The sequence below is a fragment of the Enterobacter sp. 5-4 genome (genome assembly GCF_000612205.1).
Classification (GTDB): Bacteria; Pseudomonadota; Gammaproteobacteria; order Enterobacterales; family Enterobacteriaceae; genus Enterobacter; species Enterobacter roggenkampii.
This window is the reverse complement of record NZ_JFHW01000022.1, coordinates 1-25,023: the sequence shown is the minus strand read 5'-3', so window position 1 is coordinate 25,023 and position 25,023 is coordinate 1. Positions and strand designations below refer to the sequence as shown.

The 25,023-nt window shown below is 56.8% G+C and carries 23 protein-coding genes and 1 tRNA gene; 7 read left to right on the top strand and 17 right to left on the bottom strand.

Annotated elements, in window-relative coordinates; translation table 11 throughout:
• Nucleotides 1–2 precede the first annotated feature (2 nt).
• Nucleotides 3–1,346, bottom strand: coding sequence for a Na(+)-translocating NADH-quinone reductase subunit A (locus AA74_RS0113645; RefSeq protein ID WP_023326742.1), 1,344 nt, complete (start codon nucleotides 1,344–1,346; stop codon nucleotides 3–5).
• Nucleotides 1,347–1,644: 298 nt separating this feature from the next.
• Here AA74_RS0113645 and dpaA point away from each other — a divergent pair, with 298 nt between their 5' ends.
• A complete protein-coding gene (gene dpaA / locus AA74_RS0113640; protein ID WP_008500261.1) occupies nucleotides 1,645–2,385 on the top strand; it encodes a peptidoglycan meso-diaminopimelic acid protein amidase in 741 nt (246 codons plus the stop codon).
• On the opposite strand, the gene AA74_RS0113635 is transcribed toward dpaA, so the two are convergent.
• Together AA74_RS0113635 and lpcA are read right to left on the bottom strand one after the other, a co-directional pair.
• Nucleotides 2,356–3,123, bottom strand: coding sequence for a class II glutamine amidotransferase (locus AA74_RS0113635; protein ID WP_008500262.1), 768 nt, complete (start codon nucleotides 3,121–3,123; stop codon nucleotides 2,356–2,358). The genes dpaA and AA74_RS0113635 overlap by 30 nt on opposite strands.
• 48 nt (nucleotides 3,124–3,171) lie before the next feature.
• The gene (lpcA, locus tag AA74_RS0113630; RefSeq protein ID WP_021242877.1) at nucleotides 3,172–3,750 is read right to left on the bottom strand and encodes a D-sedoheptulose 7-phosphate isomerase; all 579 of its coding nucleotides are present in this window, start codon (nucleotides 3,748–3,750) and stop codon (nucleotides 3,172–3,174) included.
• A gap of 239 nt (nucleotides 3,751–3,989) precedes the next feature.
• Between lpcA and fadE the strand changes: the two genes are divergently transcribed.
• A complete protein-coding gene (gene fadE, locus AA74_RS0113625; protein WP_025912586.1) occupies nucleotides 3,990–6,434 on the top strand; it encodes an acyl-CoA dehydrogenase FadE in 2,445 nt (814 codons plus the stop codon).
• A gap of 108 nt (nucleotides 6,435–6,542) precedes the next feature.
• On the top strand, nucleotides 6,543–7,313 hold the full coding sequence (locus AA74_RS0113620; RefSeq protein ID WP_025912585.1) for an amidohydrolase: 771 nt from the start codon (nucleotides 6,543–6,545) through the stop codon (nucleotides 7,311–7,313).
• A 57-nt stretch (nucleotides 7,314–7,370) separates the two neighbouring features.
• On the opposite strand, the gene AA74_RS0113615 is transcribed toward AA74_RS0113620, so the two are convergent.
• The 9 genes from AA74_RS0113615 to dnaQ form a co-directional block, all read right to left on the bottom strand.
• The gene (locus AA74_RS0113615) at nucleotides 7,371–8,972 is read right to left on the bottom strand and encodes a gamma-glutamyltransferase family protein (protein WP_025912584.1); all 1,602 of its coding nucleotides are present in this window, start codon (nucleotides 8,970–8,972) and stop codon (nucleotides 7,371–7,373) included.
• 9 nt (nucleotides 8,973–8,981) lie between these two features.
• Nucleotides 8,982–9,857: an ABC transporter permease gene (locus tag AA74_RS0113610; protein WP_008500267.1), complete on the bottom strand. Its 876-nt coding sequence runs from the start codon at nucleotides 9,855–9,857 to the stop codon at nucleotides 8,982–8,984.
• A 2-nt stretch (nucleotides 9,858–9,859) separates the two neighbouring features.
• Nucleotides 9,860–10,801, bottom strand: coding sequence for an ABC transporter permease (locus tag AA74_RS0113605; protein ID WP_008500268.1), 942 nt, complete (start codon nucleotides 10,799–10,801; stop codon nucleotides 9,860–9,862).
• Nucleotides 10,802–10,819: 18 nt separating this feature from the next.
• The gene (locus AA74_RS0113600; RefSeq protein WP_023343412.1) at nucleotides 10,820–12,334 is read right to left on the bottom strand and encodes an ABC transporter substrate-binding protein; all 1,515 of its coding nucleotides are present in this window, start codon (nucleotides 12,332–12,334) and stop codon (nucleotides 10,820–10,822) included.
• A 2-nt stretch (nucleotides 12,335–12,336) separates the two neighbouring features.
• Nucleotides 12,337–13,419, bottom strand: coding sequence for an ABC transporter ATP-binding protein (locus tag AA74_RS0113595; protein ID WP_025912583.1), 1,083 nt, complete (start codon nucleotides 13,417–13,419; stop codon nucleotides 12,337–12,339).
• Nucleotides 13,416–14,429 carry an ABC transporter ATP-binding protein gene (locus tag AA74_RS0113590; RefSeq protein ID WP_023326737.1) on the bottom strand — a complete coding sequence of 338 codons (1,014 nt, stop codon included), beginning with the start codon at nucleotides 14,427–14,429 and terminating at the stop codon, nucleotides 13,416–13,418. The genes AA74_RS0113595 and AA74_RS0113590 overlap by 4 nt, the downstream gene beginning before the upstream one ends.
• Nucleotides 14,426–15,145 (bottom strand): FadR/GntR family transcriptional regulator, encoded by a 720-nt coding sequence (locus AA74_RS0113585; protein ID WP_025912582.1) that lies wholly within the window; start codon nucleotides 15,143–15,145, stop codon nucleotides 14,426–14,428. The genes AA74_RS0113590 and AA74_RS0113585 overlap by 4 nt, the downstream gene beginning before the upstream one ends.
• Nucleotides 15,146–15,531: 386 nt before the next feature.
• A tRNA-Asp gene (locus AA74_RS0113580) sits at nucleotides 15,532–15,608 on the bottom strand.
• 132 nt (nucleotides 15,609–15,740) lie between these two features.
• A complete protein-coding gene (gene dnaQ, locus AA74_RS0113575) occupies nucleotides 15,741–16,472 on the bottom strand; it encodes a DNA polymerase III subunit epsilon (protein WP_025912581.1) in 732 nt (243 codons plus the stop codon).
• A 64-nt stretch (nucleotides 16,473–16,536) separates the two neighbouring features.
• Here dnaQ and rnhA point away from each other — a divergent pair, with 64 nt between their 5' ends.
• Nucleotides 16,537–17,004 carry a ribonuclease HI gene (gene rnhA / locus AA74_RS0113570; protein WP_008500276.1) on the top strand — a complete coding sequence of 156 codons (468 nt, stop codon included), beginning with the start codon at nucleotides 16,537–16,539 and terminating at the stop codon, nucleotides 17,002–17,004.
• Here rnhA and AA74_RS0113565 read toward each other — a convergent pair whose 3' ends face one another.
• On the bottom strand, nucleotides 17,005–17,721 hold the full coding sequence (locus AA74_RS0113565; protein WP_008500277.1) for a class I SAM-dependent methyltransferase: 717 nt from the start codon (nucleotides 17,719–17,721) through the stop codon (nucleotides 17,005–17,007).
• Between the two features lie 32 nt (nucleotides 17,722–17,753).
• Between AA74_RS0113565 and gloB the strand changes: the two genes are divergently transcribed.
• Together gloB and mltD are read left to right on the top strand one after the other, a co-directional pair.
• The gene (gene gloB / locus AA74_RS0113560; RefSeq protein WP_025912580.1) at nucleotides 17,754–18,512 is read left to right on the top strand and encodes a hydroxyacylglutathione hydrolase; all 759 of its coding nucleotides are present in this window, start codon (nucleotides 17,754–17,756) and stop codon (nucleotides 18,510–18,512) included.
• A 68-nt stretch (nucleotides 18,513–18,580) separates the two neighbouring features.
• A complete protein-coding gene (gene mltD, locus AA74_RS0113555) occupies nucleotides 18,581–19,945 on the top strand; it encodes a murein transglycosylase D (protein WP_023293221.1) in 1,365 nt (454 codons plus the stop codon).
• A 52-nt stretch (nucleotides 19,946–19,997) separates the two neighbouring features.
• Here the strand turns inward: mltD and AA74_RS0113550 are convergent, their stop codons facing one another.
• From AA74_RS0113550 to AA74_RS0113540, 3 genes are all read right to left on the bottom strand, one after another.
• Complete coding sequence (locus tag AA74_RS0113550; protein ID WP_023343407.1) at nucleotides 19,998–20,771, bottom strand: class I SAM-dependent methyltransferase; 774 nt, start codon at nucleotides 20,769–20,771, stop codon at nucleotides 19,998–20,000.
• Nucleotides 20,772–20,847: 76 nt separating this feature from the next.
• On the bottom strand, nucleotides 20,848–21,648 hold the full coding sequence (locus AA74_RS0113545) for an endonuclease/exonuclease/phosphatase family protein (protein WP_025912579.1): 801 nt from the start codon (nucleotides 21,646–21,648) through the stop codon (nucleotides 20,848–20,850).
• A gap of 136 nt (nucleotides 21,649–21,784) precedes the next feature.
• The gene (locus AA74_RS0113540) at nucleotides 21,785–22,960 is read right to left on the bottom strand and encodes an MFS transporter (protein WP_025912578.1); all 1,176 of its coding nucleotides are present in this window, start codon (nucleotides 22,958–22,960) and stop codon (nucleotides 21,785–21,787) included.
• Nucleotides 22,961–23,064: 104 nt separating this feature from the next.
• Between AA74_RS0113540 and yafC the strand changes: the two genes are divergently transcribed.
• Nucleotides 23,065–23,970: a DNA-binding transcriptional regulator YafC gene (gene yafC / locus AA74_RS0113535; RefSeq protein WP_021242864.1), complete on the top strand. Its 906-nt coding sequence runs from the start codon at nucleotides 23,065–23,067 to the stop codon at nucleotides 23,968–23,970.
• 29 nt (nucleotides 23,971–23,999) lie between these two features.
• Here the strand turns inward: yafC and dkgB are convergent, their stop codons facing one another.
• Nucleotides 24,000–24,803 carry a 2,5-didehydrogluconate reductase DkgB gene (dkgB, locus tag AA74_RS0113530; protein ID WP_008500284.1) on the bottom strand — a complete coding sequence of 268 codons (804 nt, stop codon included), beginning with the start codon at nucleotides 24,801–24,803 and terminating at the stop codon, nucleotides 24,000–24,002.
• Between the last annotated feature and the right edge of the window lie 220 nt (nucleotides 24,804–25,023).

The window sequence follows — 25,023 nt, the reverse complement described above, 5'->3', positions numbered from 1 at the left end:
GGTTATCCTTCCTGCTCAATGCGGGTTAACACCTCGCGCAATACCGGTCCATATTCGTATTTTCCCGGACAGACATAGGTACAGAGCGCCAGATCTTCTTCGTCCAGTTCCAGACAGCCCAGCGCCTGCGCGCTGTCGGTATCGCCGGCGAGCAGATCGCGCAACAGCATGGTCGGCAGAATATCCAGCGGCATGACGCGCTCGTAGTTGCCAATCGGGACCATAGCGCGCTCGCCGCCGTGCGTACTGGTCGAGAAGCTAAACAGCTTATTACGCAGGAAGTGCCCCAGCGTGGTACGGGTGACGGAGTATTTTTCCGCACCGGGCAGCACCCAGCCGAACAGCTCTTTCTCGCGGCCTTCCTGCACAATGCTGACCTGCAAATGGAAACGTCCCAGATAGGCGTGCGCCTGCACGGCATGGCGGCCACTGAGGACCGAACCGGAAATCAGCCGGTTTTCGCCTGCCTTGGTTTCTTCGTTCAGCAGTTCATTGATATCCGCGCCAATCAGCGTCTTCACCAGACGCGGGTTTGCAGCCTGCGGCCCACCGATGGCGATGATGCGTTCCGCGCACAGCTCTCCTGAGGTGAAGAGCGTACCGATGGCGATGACGTCCTGATAATTAAGATGCCAGACCTGTTTCGTCAGGCTCACCGGCTCAAGGAAATGGATGTGCGTCCCGACCAGACCCGCCGGATGCGGGCCAGCAAACTCATTAAACGTGACCTGCCCCTGAGGATGACCGCCAAGCTTGCCGCCACCGGCCTGGCAAACGTGGACTTTTCCCGACGTCAGACGGGTTAAAACGGTAAGCCCGGCATCAAAGGCTTTGCGCTGTGCCAGGATAACCGGCTGCGGATCCACGCTGAGCGGGTTGGTATCCATTGCCGTGACGAAAATCGCGGCCGGTTCCGTGCCGGGAACCGGGGATTTACTGAAGGGACGCGTGCGAAGCGCGGTCCATAAGCCGGACGCCAGAAGCTGAGCCTGAACAGCCTCACGGCTCAGCGACGCGAGGTCTGCGGCATCGTAACGGGCGAATTCACGCTGTTCATCGCCTTCAATGCGGATCACCACCGACTGCAGAACGCGCCGTTCGCCACGGTTGATCGCCACAACGGTGCCGCTCGCGGGGGCTGTAAACATCACGCCGGGATTTTTTTTGTCCTCAAAGAGCGCCTGGCCTTTGATCACGCGATCGCCTTCCTGTACCAACATCGAAGGACGCATTCCCAGGTAGTCGTCGCCCACAATGGCGACATGACGGACACTTGCGCCTGTCGAAACGTGCTGCGCGGGCACGCCTGCAATCGGCAGATCAAGTCCTTTTTTGATTTTAAACATGTGGTTAGCAGGTTTCCATGAACAACAATCCAGTGGCCGCGAAGTGTAACATTTTCCCCTTCTCGCGGGCAGCGAATCCGCCGTCGCGCGCGCCAAATTGCGAGCTAATGCGCAAAGTTCCTGGAGCCATCGCGATTTTGATGGTTTATAAAGTAAAACTAATTTGTAAACTCACCGCCCGGCTCTTGCGAAAATCTATAGCGGTGCTAATGTGAGCGCTCCTAACAGAATAATCTGATTTCGGGTCTCTTTTGCCGTCCTGGCAAGTTGGTCATGGTTTTATCAAGGAACTAGTAGTATGCGTAAAATCGCATTGTTCATTGCGATGCTTCTGATTCCGTGCATGTCGTTTGCCGGACTGCTCAGCAGTAATAGCTCAACGACGCCGATCAGCAAAGAATATAAACAGCAGTTAATGGGATCGCCGGTTTATATTCAGATCTTCAAGGAAGAACGCACTCTCGATCTGTTTGTAAAAATGGGTGAGACGTATCAGCTGCTTGATAGCTACAAAATCTGTAACTACTCCGGTGGATTAGGGCCAAAACAGCGTCAGGGCGATTTCAAAAGTCCGGAAGGGTTTTACAACGTTCAGCGTAGCCAGCTCAAACCAGACAGCCGTTTCTATAAAGCCATCAATATCGGTTTCCCGAATGCCTATGACCGTGCACACGGTTATGAAGGTAAATACCTGATGATCCACGGTGCCTGCGTGTCTATCGGCTGCTACGCGATGACCGATTCCGGCATTGATGAGATTTTCCAGTTTGTCACCGGCGCGTTGGTCTTTGGTCAGCCAAACGTTCAGGTCAGCATCTATCCGTTCCGCATGACGGATGCCAACATGGCGCGTCACAAGTATTCGTACTACGCGGATTTCTGGAAACAGCTGAAACCCGGCTATGACTACTTCGAGCAGACTCACAAGCCGCCTGTTGTCTCGGTTGTGGATGGCCGTTACGTGGTCAGCAAGCCGCTGAGCCACGAAGTTGTCCATCCACAGCTGGCGTCAAATTACACGGTCCCCGAGACAAAATAGCACCCACTCGCCTGGCATAATCTTTTGCCAGGTTTCGTTGCCCGTCAGCGGCTGCGTTGCAATAACAGTGACCACATCGTTCGGTGTGGTCTCCTTCTGAAAGTCTATCTCCACATCCTGATCGAGCAGCGTTGCCACACCAAACGGCGCACGGCGGGTGATCCAGAACAAATTCGTCGAGCAGAACGCCATCACATAGCGGCCGTCTGAGAGCAGCATGTTGAACACGCCTTTTTCGCGTAGTTCGGTGGCCAGCGTTGCGATGTATTTAAACACGGCAGCCATGTTGCCTGGCGTGCGGGGATAGCGCTCCGTCAGCTTGTGCAGCAGCCAGCAGAAGGCTTTTTCGCTGTCGGTTTCGCCTACCGGGCGGAAATTGCCCGTCTCCAGCGACTTATAGCCCGTGAGTTGCCCGTTGTGCGCGTAGGTCCAGTTTCGGCCCCACAGTTCCCGGGTAAACGGATGGGTATTTTCCAGCGCCACTTCGCCACGGTTAGCCTGGCGAATATGGGCGATCACCGAGCGGGACTTGATAGGATAGTCCTGCACCAGTTTGGCAATCGGTGAGTTAAAGCTGGGCTGTGGATCTTTGAACGTGCGACACCCTTTGCCTTCGTAGAAGGTGATGCCCCAGCCGTCTTTATGCGGCCCGGTTCCTCCACCGCGCTGCACCAGCCCGGTGAAACTAAAGCAGATATCGGTTGGCACATTGGCGCTCATCCCGAGCAGTTCGCACATACATCACCTCCACAACAGCGGGGGGCACCGGCGCCCCCCAGCGAAGTCTTACTTAGCCATCTCTTTTTCGATCAGCTGGATCAGGATGTGGATCACTTTGATGTGAATTTCCTGAATGCGGTCAGCATAACCGAAGTGCGGAACGCGAATTTCAACATCCGCCGTACCGTCCATCTTACCGCCATCTTTGCCCGTCAGGGTGATGACTTTCATCCCTTTTTCACGCGCGGCGGCGATCGCTTTGATCACATTACCGGAGTTGCCGGAGGTAGAAATCCCCAGCAGCACGTCGCCTTCACGGCCTACCGCTTCAACGTAGCGAGAGAAGATGTGGTCGTAACCGAAGTCGTTGCCTACGCAGGAGATGTGGCTCACGTCGGAAATCGCAATCGCCGGGTAGCCAGGACGGTTTTCGCGATAGCGTCCGGTCAGCTCTTCTGCGAAGTGCATCGCGTCACAGTGAGAGCCGCCGTTACCGCAGGAGAGCACTTTGCCACCCGCTTTGAAGCTGTCGGCCAGCAGGACCGCCGCGCGCTGAATAGCGTGAATATTGGCATCATCTTTCAGAAAGTTCGCCAGCGTTTCCGCCGCTTCGTTCAGTTCGTTACGAATAAGATCCTGGTACATGAGGATAATCCTTCAGTATTGATGAAATAACACAGTGGAGTGTACCGGATAGCGGGAAAAGCGAGAAGCTAAAGCCATGCGAAACGTCCGGCGTTTTGCTTTTTCGTGCCGGGTAAAACGCGAACAATGTGAACCAGGTTGTAATTATTTTGTAAACACATTGCTAAAGGAAATAACATCAACTACAACCATATCATCACAAGTGGTCAGACCTCCTACAAGCAAGGGAGCTTTTCTTTATGATGATTTTGAGCATTCTCGCAACCGTTGTTCTGCTCGGTGTGTTGTTCTATCACCGCGTAAGTTTATTCCTGAGCAGCCTGATTATTCTGGCCTGGACGGCTGCGCTTGGCGTCGCAGGTCTCTGGACTATCTGGCTTTTAGTCCCTCTTGCCATCATCCTTCTGCCGTTTAACTTTGCCCCGATGCGTAAATCAATGATTTCTGCACCGGTGTTCAAAGGCTTCCGCAAGGTGATGCCGCCCATGTCGCGTACTGAAAAAGAAGCGATTGATGCGGGCACCACCTGGTGGGAAGGCGACCTGTTCCAGGGCAATCCGGACTGGAAAAAGCTGCATAACTACCCGCAGCCGCGTCTGACCGCGGAAGAGCAGGCGTTTATTGACGGCCCGGTAGAAGAAGCCTGCCGTATGGCGAACGACTTTGCCATCACCCATGAAATGGCCGACCTGCCGCCAGAGCTGTGGGCGTACCTGAAAGAGCATCGCTTCTTCGCGATGATCATTAAGAAAGAGTACGGCGGTCTGGAATTCTCCGCCTACGCTCAGGCTCGCGTGCTGCAAAAGCTGGCAGGCGTTTCCGGCATCCTGGCGATTACCGTTGGCGTACCGAACTCCTTAGGCCCAGGCGAACTGCTGCAGCATTACGGTACGGAAGAGCAAAAAGATCACTACCTGCCGCGTCTGGCTCGCGGTCAGGAAATCCCTTGCTTCGCGCTGACCAGCCCGGAAGCAGGCTCCGATGCGGGCGCGATTCCGGATACCGGCGTGGTCTGCATGGGCGAGTGGCAGGGCGAGCAGGTGCTGGGCATGCGCCTGACCTGGAACAAGCGTTATATCACGCTGGCCCCTATCGCCACCGTGCTGGGTCTGGCCTTTAAGCTCTCTGACCCGGAAAGACTGCTGGGCGGCGAAGAAGATCTGGGCATTACCTGTGCACTGATCCCAACCTCCACCCCGGGCGTCGAGATTGGTCGTCGTCACTTCCCGCTGAACGTGCCGTTCCAGAACGGTCCAACCCGCGGGCAGGATATCTTTGTGCCAATTGATTACATCATCGGTGGCCCGAAAATGGCCGGTCAGGGCTGGCGTATGCTGGTGGAATGTCTGTCGGTGGGCCGCGGCATTACCCTGCCGTCGAACTCAACCGGCGGTCTGAAGTCGGTGGCGATGGGGATTGGTGCCTACGCCCACATCCGCCGTCAGTTCAAAATCTCCATCGGCAAGATGGAAGGTATCGAAGAGCCGCTGGCGCGTATCGCGGGCAACGCCTACGTGATGGACGCTGCCGCCACGCTGATTACCTACGGCATTATGCTGGGCGAAAAACCAGCCGTACTGTCCGCCATTGTGAAGTACCACTGTACCCACCGCGCGCAGCAGTCAATTATTGACGCGATGGATATCGCGGGCGGTAAAGGCATTATGCTCGGCGAAGGCAACTTCCTGGCGCGCGGCTATCAGGGCGCACCGATTGCCATCACCGTGGAAGGGGCAAACATCCTGACCCGCAGCATGATGATCTTCGGTCAGGGCGCAATTCGCTGCCATCCATACGTGCTGGAGGAGATGGCCGCGGCGCAGAACAACGACGTGGATGCCTTCGATAAGCTGCTGTTCAAGCATATCGGTCACGTGGGCAGCAACAAGGTGCGCAGCTTCTGGCTGGGCCTGACGCGCGGCCTTACCAGCGCCACGCCGACCGGCGATGCAACTAAACGTTATTATCAGCATCTGAACCGTCTGAGCGCCAACCTGGCCCTGCTGTCCGACGTTTCCATGGCGGTACTGGGCGGCAGCCTGAAGCGTCGCGAACGTATCTCTGCCCGTCTGGGCGATGTGCTGAGCCAGATCTTCCTGGCCTCTGCGGTCCTGAAACGTTACGACGACGAAGGCCGTCAGGAAGCGGATCTGCCCCTGGTGCACTGGGGCGTGCAGGATGCGTTGTATCAGGCTGAACAGGCGATTGACGATCTGCTGGCGAACTTCCCGAACCGCTTCGTGGCTGGTGCCCTGCGCGTGGTGATCTTCCCGACCGGTCGTCACCATCTGGCACCGTCCGACAGGCTGGACCACAAAGTGGCGAAGATCCTGCAGGTTCCGAGCGCAACCCGTTCCCGCATCGGCCGCGGTCAGTACCTGGCACCGACGCCGCATAACCCGGTGGGTCTGCTGGAAGAGGCGCTGCTTGACGTGATGGCCGCCGATCCGATTCACCAGAAGATCTGTAAACAGCTGGGCAAAAACCTGCCGTTTACCCGTCTGGACGAACTGGCAAAACAGGCGCTGGCCGGTGGCATTATCAATAAAGATGAGGCCGCTCTGCTGGTGAAAGCCGAAGAGAGCCGTCTGCGCAGCATTAACGTGGATGATTTCGAACCGGACGAGCTGGCGACGCAGCCGGTAAAGCTGCCGGAGAAGCACCGTAAACCTGAAGCGGCATAACGCGTTTCGCTTACCTAAACCCCGCCTCGCGCGGGGTTTTTTATTGCCACATTTTCTCGTTATGTCGTGCTACAGTGTCAAAAAGTGGTCGTTTGAGGAGCCTGTATCGTGCCTGGTCTGAAGATTTCTATTTTGCAGCAACCTTTAGTGTGGATGGATGGCCCCGCCAACCTGCGCCACTTCGATCGTCAACTCGAAGACATTACCGGGCGTGATGTGATTGTCCTGCCGGAAATGTTCACCACCGGCTTCGCCATGGAAGCGGCAAAACAGTCAATGCCGCAGGAGGAGGTGGTCGCCTGGATGCATGCCAAAGCGCAGCAGACCAACGCGCTGATTGCCGGTAGCGCCGCGCTGCAAACGGAGCGCGGCCCGGTGAACCGCTTCCTGCTGGTCGAGCCGGAAGGAAAGGTGCATTTCTACGACAAGCGCCACCTGTTCCGTATGGCGGATGAGCACCATCACTATGAAGCCGGTAACGCGCGCGTGGTGTTCGAATGGCGCGGCTGGCGTATTCTGCCGCTGGTCTGCTACGACCTGCGCTTCCCGGTGTGGTCGCGTAACCGCAACGATTACGACCTGGCGCTGTATGTGGCCAACTGGCCTGCACCGCGCTCCCTGCACTGGCAGTCGCTGCTCGTGGCGCGCGCGATTGAGAACCAGGCGTACGTGGTGGGCTGCAACCGCGTGGGGACGGACGGCAACGGGCATCACTATCGCGGCGACAGCCGGGTGGTGAATCCGCAGGGCGAGATCATCGCCACCGCCGAGCCGCATCAGGCGACGCGTATTGATGCGGAGCTGTCCTTGACGGCGCTGAAGGAGTACCGGGAGAAGTTTCCGGCGTGGCAGGATGCGGATCCTTTTAGCATTGAGTGAAAAAAAAGCCGGGTGGCGGCTACGCCTTACCCGGCCTACCAATGTTGCTCGCTTCTTTTAACTCACCAACGCCTGCCCGTCTTTGCGGCTTTCCGTCGCGGCCACGTAGTGTCCTTCCGGCAGGCGGTAAATCACCTGCGCACCACCGAAGTTGTAATCCTGAAGCGGATCTTCCACCACGATCTGATGCCCGCGCTCGCGCAGCGCGGCAATCGTGTTGCGATCGAACGTCGATTCAACGATCACCTCCCTGCCCTGCACCACGCGCCAGCGCGGCGCATCGATTGCCGCCTGCGGGTTTTGCCCGTGCAGCATGATGCGCAGCGCCATCTGCATGTGCCCCTGCGCCTGCATCGGGCCGCCCATCACGCCGAAGGACATCAGCGGCTGGCCGTTGCCGTCCATCGCAAAGCCCGGAATGATGGTGTGGAACGGACGCTTGCTGCCCGCCAGCGCGTTCGGGTGATTTGGATCCAGCACAAAGCCACAGCCCCGGTTTTGCAGGCTGATCCCGGTATCCGGCACCACAATGCCTGAACCGAAGCCCATATAGTTGGACTGAATAAACGAGACCATCATCCCGCTGGCGTCCGCGGTGCTGATGTAGACCGTGCCGCTCTGCGTCGGGGAACCGTAGACAAAATCGGACGCGCTGTCGTGGTTGATCAGCGCCGCACGCGACTTCAGATAATGGTCGCTCAGCAGCTCTTTCGCCGCGAACGCCATGTGTGCTTCGTCTGCCACGTAGCGGTCGAGATCCGCCAGCGCCAGCTTCATTGCCTCGATAGAGAGATGCAGAGACTGCACGGAATCCGGATGATGCTTCTCAATGCCGCACTGCTCAAGAATGCCGAGCGCAATCAGCGTGGCGATCCCCTGCCCGTTCGGCGGCAGCTCCTGCACCGAGCCGCCCGCAAAGTCGCGTGACAGCAGTTCTACCCAGTCCACGCGGTGGTTGGCCAGATCCTCGGCCGTCAGGTGCGCGCCATGCTCTCTGGCGAAGGCGGCAATTTTCTGCGCCAGCTCACCGCGGTAAAAGGCTTCGCCGTTGGTGCGGGCAATCAGCTCAAGCGAGTTCGCCTGCGCCGGGTTACGGAAGATCCCCCCCACCCGCGGGGCGCGGCCTTCCGGGGCGAAACAGGCGCTGAAGCCCGGCTGATCTTTCAGCTTGTTATAGCCGCGCTGCCAGAGATGCCCAATCAGCGGGGAGACCGGGAAGCCGTTGCGCGCGTAGTCAATGGCGGGCTGCGCCAGGGTGGTCAGCGGCAGCGAGCCGAAGCGTTCCGCCAGGGCGACCCAGCCGGATACCGCCCCCGGCACGGTCACCGCGTCCCAGCCGATTTCGGGCACCGCGGTTTTTCCGGCAAACAGATCCGCATGCCAGCTCGCAGGCGAACGACCTGAGGCGTTCAGGCCGTGCAGCTTTTCACCGTCCCAGACGATAGCAAAGGCGTCGCTGCCGATCCCGTTGCCGGTCGGCTCGACCACCGTCAGCGCCATGGCGGCGGCTATGGCCGCATCCACGGCATTCCCCCCCAGCTGCAGCATCTTCATTCCCGCCTGAGCCGCCAGCGGCTGAGACGTCGCAACGGCGTTATGGCCCAGCATCGGCGGGCGGCGTGAAGCGTAACCGGACGTAAAATCAAGCGCTTTGGTCATCATGACTCCTTAGTCGTGGCGCGGATCGAGCGCATCGCGCAGCCCGTCGCCGAGTAAATTAAAGCCCTGCACGGCAAGGAAAATCGCCACGCCGGGGAAAATGGACATCCACGGAGCCTGTTCAAGAAAACCTTTGGCGGTGTTGAGCATGGAGCCCCAGGAGGGATTGGGCGGCTGCTGTCCCAGCCCCAAAAACGACAGGCTGGCTTCAGCGATTATCGCCGAGGCAATCGCCAACGTGGCCTGCACCAGAATCGGCGACATCACGTTGGGCAGAACGTATTTGATGATGATCCAGCGATCCGGCAGGCCAATTGCCCGCGCGCCGTCGATGTACTCTTCGTTGCGAATGGCGATCACCTGGCCGCGCGTCAGGCGGGCGAAGATCGGCATCGCGGAAAGGCCGATGGCGATCATCGCGTTGGTCAGGCTCGGGCCCAAAAACGCCCCCAGCGCGATCGCCATGATCAGGAACGGGCAGGCCAGCAGCGCCTCGATCACGCGCGAGATGACGCCGTCCCAGATCTTCTGGAAGTAACCCGCCACCAGCCCCAGCGGTACGCCGATAACCACGGCAATCACCACAGACATACAGCCCGCCATCAGCGAGGTGCGCGCCCCCCAGATAATGCGGGATAGGATGTCTCGCCCCAGCTCGTCGGTGCCGAACCAGTACATCGCCGACGGCGCTTTGCGCACCGCCAGGAAGTTGGCTTTGACCGGGTCGAACGGGGCGATCCACGGCGCCAGCAGCGCCACCAGCACAAAGAATCCCACCACTGCCGCGCCAATGACCGCGCTTTTATTGGCGAGGAATTTTTTCAATACCCGGTTTTGCGCCCGCGGCAGTGCGGGCACAACGGTTTGTGTCGTCATTTCCGCCATCGTTAGCCTCGCATTTTCGGGTTGATAAGGACGTAAAGCACGTCGGCCAGCAGGTTGAGCATCAGGAAGCCGATGGCGACGATCAGCACCACGCCCTGCACCACCGCGTAATCACGGTTAAATACCGAATCGACGATCATCTTGCCGAAGCCCGGAATGGTGAAAACCTGCTCGGTCAGCACCGCGCCGCCCAGCAGTTCGCCAAACAGCAGCGTGGTGAGGGTGATCACCGGCACCAGCGCGTTGCGAAAGGCGTGCTTTAAGATCACCGCCTTCGGCAGCAGCCCTTTCGCCCGCGCGGTGCGGATGTAGTCCGCCTTCAGTACCGCAATCATCGAGGCGCGGGTGTGGCGCATCAGCGTTGCCGCCAGGCCCGTTCCGAGCACGGACGCGGGCAGCAGCAGCGTGCGCAGGTTCTGGAGCGGATCTTCACTGAACGGCACGTAGCCGGACGCGGGTAGCCACTGCAGGTTTACCGAAAAGACCAGAATCAGCAGGATCCCCAGCCAGAAGTGCGGGATCGAGATCCCCGAGATCGCCACGAAGTTCGCCCCGTGATCGACCCAGCTGTTTTTGTTCACCGCCGCGAGGATCCCCATGCTGATGCCAAACACCAGCGCGATAATCATCGCCAGCAGCGACAGCTCAAGCGTCACCGGTAGCTTGCTGGCAATCAGCTGCGTCACCGGCTCGTGCGTGCGTAAGGAGACGCCCAGATCGCCCTGCAGCGCCCGCGTCAGCCAGTGGAAATACTGCACCGGGATCGGGGCATCGAGGTTCAGCTCCGCACGCAGCTGAGCGATAACTGCCGGGTCGCGCTCCTCGCCTGCCATGGCGATCAGCGGGTCGCCAGGCAGCAGCTTTTGCAGCCCAAACACCATCATGCTCACCAGCAACAGCGTCGGGACGGCCAGCAGCAGACGTTTGCAAATCAGTTCCAGCATGGGCTCTCCTCAGGACACTTATTTCGCAAGCGTTAAGCCAGCCAGACGCACGATGCCGTCCGGGTACGGCTTAAAGCCCTGCACGCTTTTGTTCAGGCCAAAAATACGCGGCTCGAAGTAGAGGTAGGCAATCGGCATGTCGGTTTGCAGCTGCTTCACCACCTTGTCGTACAGCGGCTGGCGCGCGGCCTGGTCGGTACTCTGGCGCGCCTGGGTCAGCCACTCATCGACCTGCGCGTTGCTGTAGCGGCCGTCGTTCAGGGTGCCTTTGCTGTTGATAAAGCCGTAGATGCTGCCGTCCGGATCCGGGCGCCCCGACCAGCCGGAGAAGCTCAGCTGATAGTCCCCGCTCTGCTGGCGGTCCAGCAGCGTGGCGAATTCGGTCATCTGCAGGTTCAGGTTAAAGCCCGCCTCGGCGACCATCGCCTGCAGCACCTGCCCCACCTGCTGCGAGGTTGGGTTGTTCGGCACCAGCAGGTTGACGGTCAGCGGCGCGGTGACGCCTGCCGCTTTGAGCAGGGCTTTGGCTTTATCGACGTCACGCGGCGGGACCGGCAGGTTGACGTGATACGGACTCACCGTGGAAAACGCCTGGTTGGCTGGCGTATACAACCCTTCAAAGACCACCTGATTTAGCGCATCGCGGTCGATGGCCTGAGAAAACGCTTCGCGTACTCGAGCGTCCTTGAACGGATCGTTGGCGGGCACCTTGCCGTTATTGATGTTGAAAGTGATGCCCTGATAGCCCAGACCGGTCACCTTCGCCAGCGCCAGCTTGCTGTCGGCTTCGACGGTTTTAACGTCGCTGGCGGCGATGCCTTCGGTCAGATCAAGATCGCCCGCGCGCAGGTTCGCGAGGCGCACGGAGGCATCCGGGATCGGCAGATAGATGATTTTGTCGAAGTGGTAGGCGTCTTTGTTCCAGTAGTTGTCGAAGCGGGTCAGAACGATGCGGTCCTGGGACACGCGGCTGTCGAATTTATACGGGCCGGAACAGACCGGATGGGCGGCAAAGTCAGGCTTTTTTGCCGCTTCAGGGGCCATCATCGCGCCCGCACGGTCGGTGAGCTGCATCAGCAGTGCCGCATCCGGCGTTTTCAGGTGCAGGGCAATCTGCATCGGACCGGTGACCTCGACCGATTCAACGGAGGAGATCTCGCTTTTACGCAGGGAGCCTTTTAAGGTCAGGGCGCGGTCGAGGTTGTATTTTGCCGCGGCGGCATCGAATTTCTCACCGTCGTGGAAGGTCACGCCTTCGCGCAGGTTGAGCGTCAGGGTTTTACCGTCGTCACTCCACGCCCAGTCTTTGGCCAGACCTGGGACGACCTTCAGGTTTTCATCCACATCCACCAGCCTGTCGCACAGGGAGGCAAAGACGAAGCGGCCATAGTAGGTGCGCGCCAGATGCGGGTCGAGCATGTCCGGGTCAGCCCCCAGGCCAATACGCAGCACACTTTCAGAATGGGCGGGCAGCGCCGCGCCAAGCAACATAACACTTCCCAGTACGGTCAAAAGAGAATTACGCATTGTCATTATCATGAGTTCCTTGAAGGAAGGGACGAGTGGGTGGCCGCGTGTTCAAACAGCGCGCGGCGGCGCAGAAACGCAGCGGATGGCGGTGCGATCTGGATAACGCTGCGATCGCGGTTGATCTCCTGCCAGCGATGACAGGCAACCTGACGCCCGCCGTCGAGCACCTGATTAATCGGCTCGACCTGACGGCATTCGTCGGTGACGTACGGGCAGCGGGTGTGGAAACGGCAGCCGGACGGCGGACTGGCCGGGTTCGGTAAGTCCCCCTGCAGCAGCGGCGCGTCGCGTTCAGCGCCCGGCTGCATCTGCGGCGCCGAGGCGATCAGCGCCTGGGTATAGGGGTGCAGCGGTGCGTCAAAGATCTCATCGACGCTGGCAAGCTCGACGATTTGCCCGAGGTACATGACCGCCACGCGGTAGCTCATATGGCGAATAACAGCCAGACCGTGGGCGACAATCACCATCGTCAGCCCCAGCTGGTGCTTCAGGCTTTCCAGTAAATTGACCACCTGCGCCTGCACCGACACATCCAGCGCGGATACCGGCTCATCGCCCAGCAGCAGCTTTGGTCCTGAGGCCAGCGCGCGCGCAATGCCGATACGCTGGCGCTGCCCGCCGGAAAACTCGTGCGGGTAGCGCCCGGCCCAGGCGGCGGGCAGGCCCACGGTCTTAAGCAGTTCGGCAACGCGGTGCTGCCGGTCCCCTTTCTTCATGTTCTGGTGCAGCCACAGCGGCTCACCGACGATCTGCTCCACCGTCATGCGCGGATTCAGCGAGGCAAAAGGATCCTGAAAAATAATCTGCAGCTCGCGCCGGAGCTGGTTCAGACGGGCGCCTGTGGCGTGGGTAATTTCCTCCCCCTGATAAAACACGCGTCCTTCGCTGGCGGCCAGCAGGCGCAGCAGCAGGCGGCCAAGCGTGGATTTTCCGGAACCGGACTCGCCGACAATCGCCAGCGTTTCGCCCGGCATCACGGCAAGCGACACGCGATCGACCGCCGTCACAAACCGGGCGGGGGTAAAGAGTTTTTTCGGGCCGGGGAACAGCTTGCTGAGGTCCCGAGCTTCCAGAATGGGCGTGGTCATGCGGTCTCTCCCAGGGCGATGTGGTGTTCGAGCGGCACGCGGAAGCAGGCAACCCGATGGCCCGCGCCGAGCGTGGTGAGCGGCGGTTTTTCGTCATGGCAGCGCGACTGCGCAAACGGGCAGCGCGTTGCGAAACGGCAGCCTTGCGGCATGGATTCCGGCAGCGGGACCGATCCGGGAATAGTGGAAAGCGGGCCCTTGCGTGCGCTAAGGGAGGGGATCGAGCCCATCAGGCCGATGGTGTACGGGTGCTGCGGGTCGGCAAATATCGCCTCGACGCTCCCCTGCTCTACCACCTGTCCGGCATACATCACCGCCACCTGCTGCGCCACTTCGGCCACCACGCCTAAATCGTGGGTGATCATCAGCACCGCCGTGCCGGTTTCCTCTTTCAAGGTGTTGAGTAAGGCGAGGATTTGCGCCTGGATGGTGACGTCGAGCGCGGTGGTCGGCTCGTCGGCAATCAATAATTTAGGATGATTGATCAGCGCCATGGCTATCATCACGCGCTGGCGCATGCCGCCGGAAAGCTGGTGGGGATAGGCTTTCAATCGCATCTCTGCTGCCGGAATCTGCACTTTCTCAAGGATCTGCAGCGCGATCTTCATCGCCTCTGCGCGCGAGACGTCCTGATGACGCATAACCGCCTCGCTCAGCTGATCGCCCAGCGTAAACGCCGGATTGAGCGAGGTCATCGGCTCCTGGAAAATCATCGCCAGCTCGCTACCGCGCAGATCGGCATATTCCCGCGGCGAGAGCTTGCGCAGATCGTGGCGACGAAACTGCATCTCCCCGCTGACGATCCGTGCGCTGGCGGGCAATAACCCCATCAGCGCCAGGGAGGTGATACTTTTCCCACAGCCGGATTCTCCCACCAGCGCCAGCGTTTCGCCCGCCCTGACGGTCAACGAGATACCGTCAAGCACGCTTACCGGCGAGCCCGCGAACGTAACGTTGAGATTTTTTACTTGCAATACGGGCGTGGCGTCCTTAAAGGGGATTGTCGTCATGGCGTGAAGTCGTCCTCGAGGTGGATCGCCTGAATCAGGGCGGTTTGCAGGCTGAGCAGGTGTTCGCGCATCGCGGTCGCGGCCTCGTTAGGCTGGCGATGGATAATGGCAGCCATGATCTTGTGGTGGTGGTCGTTATAGCTATCGACACGCTCGGGGGTGCGTGCCAGTTCGCGCAGATGCTGCCAGCCCGGTTCACGCCGCACGGCATCAATGGCATCAAACAGGCCGAGCATCAGGCGGTTGCCCGCCGCTTCCGCAATGGCGCGGTGAAAAGCGCTATCCCACAGTTCGTTGAGATCGCGGTCATCCGGGCTGACTTTGTCGATGCGTTCCAGCATGCGCTGCATGAGCGCGAGGTTTTCCCTGGTGGCACGCAGTGCCGCAAGCCGGGCTAAGCCGGGTTCGAGCTGCAGACGAGCTTCCATCACTTCCAGAAGGTTGGTTTGCTGAACCAATCCCTGAAGGGCCAGCGGTTCAACAGGTGCTGACGGGCCGATAAAGGTCCCTTTGCCCTGCTTACGCCAGATACGCCCCTCTTCTTCCAGCACGTCCAGCGCACGACGGACTTCACGTCGTCCTACGCCGAGAGTGTCCGACAGCTCACGTTCCGTGGGCAGCGGAATGCCTGGTGTTGACTCATGCTGGTTGATTAGCCCGCGCAACTGCTCAAGCGCGGTGCTGGAATTGGCCAGAAACCGTGACGGTTTTTCCATATTGGTTCGCTCGCTTTCATCATTGCTTTATTTTTATTAACGATAAGTTATTGATATGGAATGACGCTTATCGTGCTAATGATTAAGCAATAACCAAACCAATCTGCAATTGGTTCAGTAATTTTTTGCATAGCGGGTTATAAGCAGATGATTCTGTATGAATTCTTTTTTACAGAGAGACACAATCTGACTCGTGCCTGAATAGCCGGCGGTGGAAAAATGCACAACAACAGTGCAAAGAATGCACTAATGATGTGCAATTGTTAATTAATTGCACTATTGATATTAACTTTTTGTTAACTACAAGTCAGAAGAGAGGGAATGGAATCACAGCTGGCTGAAACGACGAAGGCCTGAATCATTTCTGATTCAGGCCTTCTGAATAGTGGCGGAACGGACGGGACTCGAACCCGCGACCCCCTGCGTGACAGGCAGGTATTCTAACCGACTGAACTACCGCTCCACTGTTCCCGTTTGGGGAACGAGGCGCATATTACGGTGCGCCTCCGATCTCGTCAACGCTTTTTCTCGCGTTTTGAATCGTTTGCTGCAAAAATCGCCCAAACGATGATTTTACAGGCGTTCCGGCGTTTTTTCAGGCACGCCAGAGACAGCTGCCGCCCTTCTTTTGCACCAGATCAAGACGGGATTCGTGATTAAGCAGCTCTTCATCACTGGCTAAAACAACCCGCAGCCGACTTGCCTGACGGACGACACGCTGAATACCCGCTTCGCCCTGCGTTTGCTGCGACTCATTTTCCATACTGAACTTCATAGACGTCTGCCCACCGGTCATCGTCAGATAGACATCGGCGAGGATCTGGGCATCGAGCAACGCCCCGTGGAGCGTTCGTTTGGTATTATCTATCTCGTAGCGCGAACACAGTGCATCCAGGCTGTTACGCTTGCCGGGGAACATTTTCCTCGCCAGCGCCAGACTGTCTGTCACCTTACAGAAGGTGTTCGTCTTCGGGATATCACGATTAAGCTTGCTGAATTCATAATCCATAAAGCCGATATCGAACGAGGCGTTATGGATAACAAGCTCAGCGCCCCTGATGTATTCCAGGAATTCGTCAGCCACGTCCGCAAAAGTCGGCTTATCCAGCAAGAACTCATCGGCAATACCGTGAACGCCGAACGCTTCGGGATCCACCAGCCGATCGGGCTTGAGATAGACGTGGAAGTTGTTCCCCGTAAGACGACGGTTCACCACTTCAACGGCACCGATCTCAATGATCTTATGCCCTTCGTAGTGCGCGCCAATCTGGTTCATACCGGTGGTTTCGGTATCGAGGACGATCTGGCGAGTAATTGCAGTGCTCATAGCGGTCATTTATGTCAGACTTATCGTTTAACTGAACGTTTCAAATACAGGAAGTCTACCAGAGATGCGTAAACAGGTAGAAATTTTCACCGATGGATCTTGTCTCGGCAACCCGGGTCCCGGCGGCTACGGCGCGATTATGCGTTATCGCCAGCATGAAAAAACTTTTAGCGAAGGCTATTTTCTGACCACCAACAACCGGATGGAGCTCATGGCGGCCATTGTGGCGCTGGAGGCGTTAAAAGAACATTGTGACGTGGTGTTAAGTACCGACAGCCAGTACGTTCGTCAGGGAATTACCCAGTGGATCCATAACTGGAAAAAACGCGGCTGGAAGACTGCCGATAAGAAACCGGTCAAGAACGTCGATCTCTGGAAACGGCTTGATGCCGCCCTGGGACAGCACCAGATCAAGTGGGAGTGGGTTAAAGGGCACGCCGGTCATCCGGAAAACGAACGCTGTGACGAACTGGCGCGTGCGGCAGCCGCTAACCCTGCGCATGAGGACGCGGGTTATCAGCCTGAATCCTGATCAGGGCTTTCTGTACTGCCGCGTGGCGCCAACGGTCTGGCGGATCGGTGTTTTCGATTTGCTCTGCTTCATGGGATTAAGCGTTAGGGGAATGGTTCGCTTACGCGCGACGATAAACTGCATGCAGCCTAAGGCAGGCAAATGCGTGCTCAACAAGACGCCCCCCTGCCGTGCCCAGGGCAGCACCTGAAAGCCGCCGTAGCAGAGCACTTCGAAGTTAAGCAGTGACAGCCAGTCGAGCTGGCGCATCATGGTGAACATCCGGCTGTTGTAAGGCGGCGTCCGGCGCAGCACCGGTACCAGCTTTCGCAGGCCCATCAGGCTCAGCGGGTTGAATCCGCTCAGCACCAGCCAGCCGTCATCAATCAGCACGCGATCGGCTTCGCGAAGCAGACGGTGCGGATCGCTGCACCAGGGTAACGTATGTGCGAGCAAACACGCATCAACGGATTTTTCCGCAAACGGCAGATGTAACGGGTCTGCTTTCACCTGAACCGGCGATCCGCCGAGAGAGACGTTCACCTGATGCGAGATAGCGCAGCTTTCGGTATTGATTTCCGCGCTGAGATTGCCAATCTTAAGCAGGTGAAAGCCATACATTTTCGCGAGCCAGGGCTTCAGCTGTTGCTCTAACGCCTCGCGATAGTATTCACCCCAGGGCAGTTCCGCCCAACGTTCCGGTGCTGCGACAGTCTGAGGTATCCTTGCCGGTTTCATCAACACACCCGCCACGCTATAAGAGGTAATGTATGAATCTTATCAGTATTTCTGCTTTTGAGGACAATTACATCTGGGTTTTGGTTGACGATGAACGTCGATGCGTCATTGTCGATCCCGGAGAATCCGCCCCCGTACTGCGCGCAATAGAAGAGAACGGCTGGCAGCCGGAAGCTATTCTGTTGACGCATCACCATAACGATCATACGGGCGGTGTACCTGAACTGCGTACCCATTTTCCGCATGTTGTGGTTTACGGACCGTCAGAGGCACAAGATAAGGGTGTCACGCAAGTAGTCGAAGAAGGCGAAAAAATCCTCATACGTGAGTGGGAGTTTTCCGTATTTGCCACACCGGGTCACACTATGGGACATCTGTGTTTCTACAGTAAGCCTTATCTTTTTTGCGGTGACACGCTGTTCTCAGGGGGCTGCGGAAGGCTGTTTGAAGGAACACCAGCGCAAATGTATCAGTCTTTACAGAAGATTAACGCATTACCCGATGACACCGTTATTTGTTGCGCACATGAGTATACATTAGGAAATATGAAGTTTGCCGTCAGCCTGTTGCCTGAGGATCGGGCGATTCAGGATTATTATCACAAAGTGAAGGAGTTACGTGCAAAAAACCAAAACACACTCCCCGTAATTCTGAAAAACGAGCGCCAAATTAATTTATTTTTGCGAACAGATGATATTGATTTAATTAGCAAAATTAACCAAGAAACAAATTTGCAACAACCAGAACAGCGATTTGCATGGTTAAGGTCAAAGAAAGATAACTTCAGATAATTGCTGGTTGCCTTTTCAAAAATTCGCCGTTATCATCGCTCGTCTTTTAAGCAACTATTGACACACACATGAAGGCAAAAGCGATATTACTCGCCTCTGTCCTGCTTGTAGGTTGCCAGTCGCAGAACGGCAGCAACGTACAACAGCACGCACAGAGCCTTTCTGCAGCTGGTCAAGGGGAAGCAGGGAAGTTTACAAGTTCGGCGCGCTGGATGGACGATGGGACATCTTTCGCGCAGGAGCAAGACTTGTGGACCTCTATTGGCGACGAGCTAAAGATGGGAATTCCGGAAAACAGCCGGATTCGCGAACAGAAACAGAAGTATTTAAGTAATAAGAGCTATCTCCACGATGTAACGTTACGGGCAGAGCCGTATATGTACTGGATAGCCGGGCAAGTTAAGAAACGTAACATGCCTATGGAGCTGGTACTCCTACCCATAGTGGAGAGCGCTTTTGACCCACACGCGACGTCTGGCGCCAATGCCGCAGGCATTTGGCAGATCATTCCGAGCACCGGGCGAAACTATGGTCTGAAACAGACCCGCAACTATGATGCGCGTCGCGATGTTGTCGCTTCAACGACAGCCGCTCTCGACATGATGCAACGTCTGAACAAGATGTTTGACGGCGACTGGCTGTTAACGGTCGCAGCGTACAATAGCGGCGAAGGTCGTGTACTGAAGGCAATGAAAGCGAATAAAGCACGGGGTAAATCCACCGATTTTTGGTCGCTCTCACTGCCACAGGAAACAAAGATTTACGTACCGAAAATGCTGGCTTTGAGCGATATTCTCAAGAACAGCAAGCGTTACGGTGTACAACTGCCAACACCAGACGAAAGTCGTGCACTGGCGCGTGTTCGCCTCAGCAATCCGGTTGATATTCAACAGGTTGCTGATATGACGGGTATGTCGGTAAGTAAATTGAAAACCTTTAATGCTGGCGTTAAAGGCTCAACGCTGGGGGCGAGTGGCCCGCAGTATGTAATGGTTCCGCAGAAACATGCTGAGCAGTTACGTGAGTCTTTAGCTTCGGGTGAAATCGCCGCCGTTCAGTCAACGCTGATCGCGGATGCATCATCAGTTAACAGCCGCAGCTATAAGGTTCGTTCAGGTGATACGCTTTCGGGCATTGCGTCACGTCTTGGCGTGAATGCGAAAGATCTGCAGCAGTGGAATAACCTGCGCAGTTCAGGCCTGAAAGTGGGTCAAACTCTGACGGTGGGTGCAGGTAGCAGCGCACAGCGTCTCGCCAGCAACAGCGATAGCATTACCTATCGCGTGCGCAAGGGTGATTCGCTGTCCAGTATCGCAAAACGTCACGGCGTGAACATCAAAGATGTGATGCGCTGGAACAACGATACTGACAATCTGAAACCGGGCGACCAGCTAACGCTGTTTGTGAAGAACAGCGCGACGCCAGACTCCTGATAACACGACCGAAAGATAAAAAGGCACCGATTCCCCTCGGTGCCTTTTTTGTTTATCCCGCTTTTTGCGCTTCCGCCATGATGGTATCGCTGGTAAATGAACCATCGTCCTGCAGTTCAAAGTACGCCTTCACCTCTGCCGACGCACTCTCCTGATACAGCCTGATAGCCTGGCTTAATGCTTCCGGGGTGCGCATACGCGCTATCCACGAGCTAAACTCCAGCGGTAAACGGTCTGTGATTAACGAACGCGCGATCAGCCCCGCTTCCGTGATAAGCGATAACCACTCTCCGCTGGCGTAGTTTTGCACATGGGAGGTGTCGCGCAGCGCTTCCACCGTCTGCAGCCAGATATTACGTACCGGATGCCCAGGCGACATGACATCCATAATAATGAAGATGCCACCCGGCTTCAGAACGCGTTTGACTTCGCGTAATGCCTGGCCAACATCATGCCAGTGGTGCGCGGAATAACGGCTGATCACCACCTCAAACGAGGCATCATCAAAAGGTAAGGATTCGGCATAGCCCTGACGCGTATCAATGTTGCCCAGTCCCTTCGCTTTCGCCGCTTCAGCAACCACCTCCAGCATCTGGCTGGATAAGTCATATGCGGTTACGTGCGCCACCTGCTGCGCAGCCGTGAAGCTGGCATGCCCTGCCCCGCAGCCTAAATCCAGCACGTGCGCCTGCGGGAATGCCGACAGACGTTCACCGAGACGCACCAGATCGCGACCTGAAGCGTGCACGGCGCTGCTCAGATAGGCATTTGCCTGAGAACCAAACTGTTTTTCTACGTTGTCATGATGGGAGTGTGTTGTTGTCATCGTACTGTCCTTTGTGGGTTAAAAATAGAAGGGCAGCACCCGCGCAGGTCTGCCCCACGGCAGACCTGACACACCATTATTTATCAGGTTTGCCGGGACTGAATTCGACTAGTAGAGGGTTATGATCGGAGGCGCGCGTCACCAGCACAGAGGCGTCGTGTACGCTTAAACCACGGTAGAAGACAAAATCGAGAGGACGACCAAAGGCTTTTTTGCGCTGGTCATCGCTAAAACGGACTTCACGCAGCGACATTTCGCGCGCAAAGCGGTACAGCGCATTCATGCGCGGGCGGCTCCAGGCATTGAAATCACCGGCCATAATGATCGGCCCACTGTGATGCGCAATCTGATCGCCGATCGGAAGTAACTGCTTGCTATAAACATCCACGCCCAGGCTGAAGTTTACCGCGTGGATATTCACGACCATCAGCATACGGGTATCCGGCAGTGGATAGACCGTCACCAGTGCCGATTTCGCCAGACGCAGGATAGGCTCGCGTTCGCGCAATGGACAACAATAGACCGGATGTGCTGCTGAAAGCGTCATCACCCCCGAGGGGTGCTGAGGCAGAACAAAGGCCGGTACCTGGTCGGCGGCAAGATAGTGAGTGGTGGCAAACCGGACCAGCTCAGGGGTGGTTTGCGCCTCCTGGAGCAGAACCAGATGGGCATCTTTGCCAAAATTCTTGAGTACCGATAACCACTCCGCACGCTGCTGCTTAAAGATATTCCACACCAGTACGCGGATTTTTTCATCGCTGCTTAACGGTGTGCCGGCGGGTAATGCCTGACTGATGCTCGCAAACGACCCCGGAGGCAAGATCCTCTCCGCGGGCATTCCGGCAACATAACGCATGGCATAGGTATTTTTTCGCACTTTTGGAAACAGCCTCTGTAACATGAACCAGTCCGGAAAACGGACTGGTTCTAATGTTATAGGGACTTTAGGTCACACTTTCAACGCAATTTCTGAGAAACCGCTTTCCAGTTTTGTAAGCCAGCGCTTACTGATGTTACCCCAGCGCAACGCGGGCTGGCTTATCCAGACGTCCGCTCATGCCAATCAGCAGGAAGGCGATCAGGACAATCACCGCGCCAATCCACGGGGTCTGGGTCAATCCGAAGTGCTCGACGGTTTGTCCGCCAATAATTGAACCCAGCGCAATACCAATATTAAATGCGGCAATGTTCAGCCCCGATGCCACGTCCACCGCATTTGGCGTATAAAGCTCGGCTTTCTGTACAACGTAGACCTGAAGCCCTGGCACATTACCAAAAGCGAAGATCCCCATGACCAGTACCGTGACCAGCGCGGCGTACTGTATCGAGGCGGTGAACTGGAAAATCATCAGCAGAACAACCAGCGCGGCGAAGATGAATTTCAGCGCCGGCACCGCACCATGCTTATCCGCAAGCTTGCCGCCCCAGATATTGCCAATCGCAACGGAAATACCGTACCCCAGCAAGATCCAGCTCACGGCGTTGGTAGAGAAGCCCGCCAGGTCCTGCATCATCGGTGCCAGGAAGGTAAAAGCAGTGAATACGCCACCATAGCCCAGCGCCGTAACCGCGTAGATGATCAGCAAACGCGGATGCGTAAGTACCTTCAGCTGATCGCTCAAGCTAGCGCTGGCCCGGCCTGGAATATTCGACGGCACCAGCAGCAGGCTGGTCACCAAGGCAATGACGCCCAGTAGGGAGACGGCCAGGAACGTTTCACGCCAGCCGAAGTGTTGTCCGATAAACGTGCCCAACGGTACGCCCGTAACGAGTGCAACGGTCAACCCACCGAACATGATCGCAATGGCGGATGCCGCTTTCTCTTTGGGTACCAGGCTGGTTGCAATAGTAGAACCAATCGAGAAGAACACCCCGTGAGCAAGGCCGGTCAACAGCCGAGCGATGACCAGCGTGGTGTAGTCCGGCGCCTGCCAGGCCAGAATGTTGCCAGCAGTGAACAGCACCATCAGTGCAACTAACAGCTGCTTACGTGGGAAACGTCCTGTCAGGGCCGTCAGGGCTGGCGCACCGACGGCAACGCCCAGGGCATAGATAGACACCAGCAATCCGGCGGAGGGCAGCGAGATCGCAAGCTGGTTAGCAATGGTGGGAACCAGTCCCACGATAACAAATTCGGTCGTGCCAATTGCGAAGGCACTGATCGTCAGGGCAAGTAGCGCCAGTGGCATAAAATACTCCGTATCATCAGGATTAAGATGACAGGCAGTATGCGTCAGTGCTTAAATAACAAAAATGGTCAAAATCTCAATAGAATTTTGCGGGTGGTGCAACAATGAAAGCAACGTCAGAAGAGCTGACAATCTTTGTCGCCGTGGTTGAAAGCGGCAGCTTTAGCCGCGCGGCCGAACAGCTGGGACAGGCTAACTCAGCCATCAGCCGCTCGGTAAAAAAGCTGGAGATGAAGCTTGGGGTGAGTCTGCTCAACCGAACGACGCGGCAGCTGAGCCTGACGGAGGAAGGTGAGCGTTATTTTCGCCGCGTGCAGTCGGTACTGCAGGAGATGGCCGCAGCAGAGACCGAGATTATGGAGACCCGCAGCACGCCGCGTGGGTTACTGCGCATTGATGCAGCCACGCCGGTTGTGCTGCACTTTCTGATGCCGCTAATCAAACCTTTCCGTGAACGCTATCCGGAGATGACGCTCTCTCTGGTCTCGTCCGAGACGTTTATTAACCTCATCGAGCGAAAGGTAGATGTGGCGATCCGGGCCGGAACGCTGACCGATTCAAGCCTGCGGGCCCGCCCGCTGTTTGCCAGCTACCGTAAAATTATCGCGTCGCCACAGTATATTGCTGAACATGGCAAACCGGAGACGGTTGAGGAGTTGAAACAGCATTTGTGCCTGGGCTTCACGGAACCCGTTTCGCTAAATACCTGGCCCGTCGCCTGCCCTGACGGTCAGTTGCATGAGATCACCTGCGGGTTGTCGTCCAACAGCGGGGAGACGCTGAAGCAATTGTGTCTTGAAGGCAACGGTATCGCCTGTTTGTCTGACTATATGATTGATAAGGAGATTGCGCGGGGTGAACTGGTGGAATTGATGGCCGATAAACGCCTGCCAGTCGAAATGCCTTTCAGCGCGGTGTATTACAGCGACAGAGCGGTGAGTACGCGCATTCGTGCCTTTATCGATTTTCTGAGTGAACATATAAAAACAGCTCCCGGAGGAGCTGTGTGAGGGTTCAGGTTACAGAGGGTGGGTCAAACTTAATCCCAGTTTGGCGCTAAGCCTTCCGGGCTGACCAGGCGATCGTTGCACTCCAGGGCTGCGATCGCTTTTTTATCGTCAGCATCCAGATGAAGATCCGTTGCTAACAGGTTGCTCGCCAGGTTTTCACGCTTAGTGGATGATGGGATCACGGCATACCCTTCACCCATTGCCCATGCCAGAATGACCTGCGCAGCCGTCGCATTATGCTTCTCGGCGATACGGATAATCACCTCATCTTTCAGTGCCTTACCGTAGGCCAGCGTCATGTATGAGGTGATGTGGATCCCATGCTGTTTTGCCCAGTCCACCACTTTGCGGTTTTGCAGATATGGAGAGAGCTCAATCTGGTTGGTTGCAATATTTTCTGCGCCAACAGCAGCAATGGCCTTTTCCATCAGCGGGATCGTGAAGTTGGAGATCCCAATTTCACGCGTTAAGCCCTGTTTTTTCGCTTCCAGCAGCGCCTGCATGAATTCTTCCACGGAGACGGCATCGTTCGGTGATGGCCAGTGGACCAGCGTCAGATCCACGTAGTCAGTACGCAGTTTTTTCAGGCTTTCTTTCAGGCTTGGGATCAGCTTGTCTTTGCTGAGATTCTCAATCCAGATTTTCGTGGTAATAAACAGCTCATTACGCGGCACACCGCTCTCTTCGAGAGCTTGTCCAACGGCTGCTTCGTTTTCATAGATCTGCGCCGTATCAACAGCACGGTAGCCCAGTTCGAGTGCGGTTTTAACTGATGCGATAACAACGTCGTCTTTCAGGCGGAAAGTGCCCAAACCAAATGCAGGGAGAGTCATACTATTCCTCAATCATTATGTTCGTAAACTGAGGACGATTATCGCTGGCGGTGTTATAGAGAAAAAGATCGCAAAATGCAGAGGATTTTTGCTGATTTCGCAATAATTAAACGTCAGATAAGAAAAAAGCCCTGAGCGTTAGCTCAGGGCTTTTAATAAGTGGCGGAACGGACGGGACTCGAACCCGCGACCCCCTGCGTGACAGGCAGGTATTCTAACC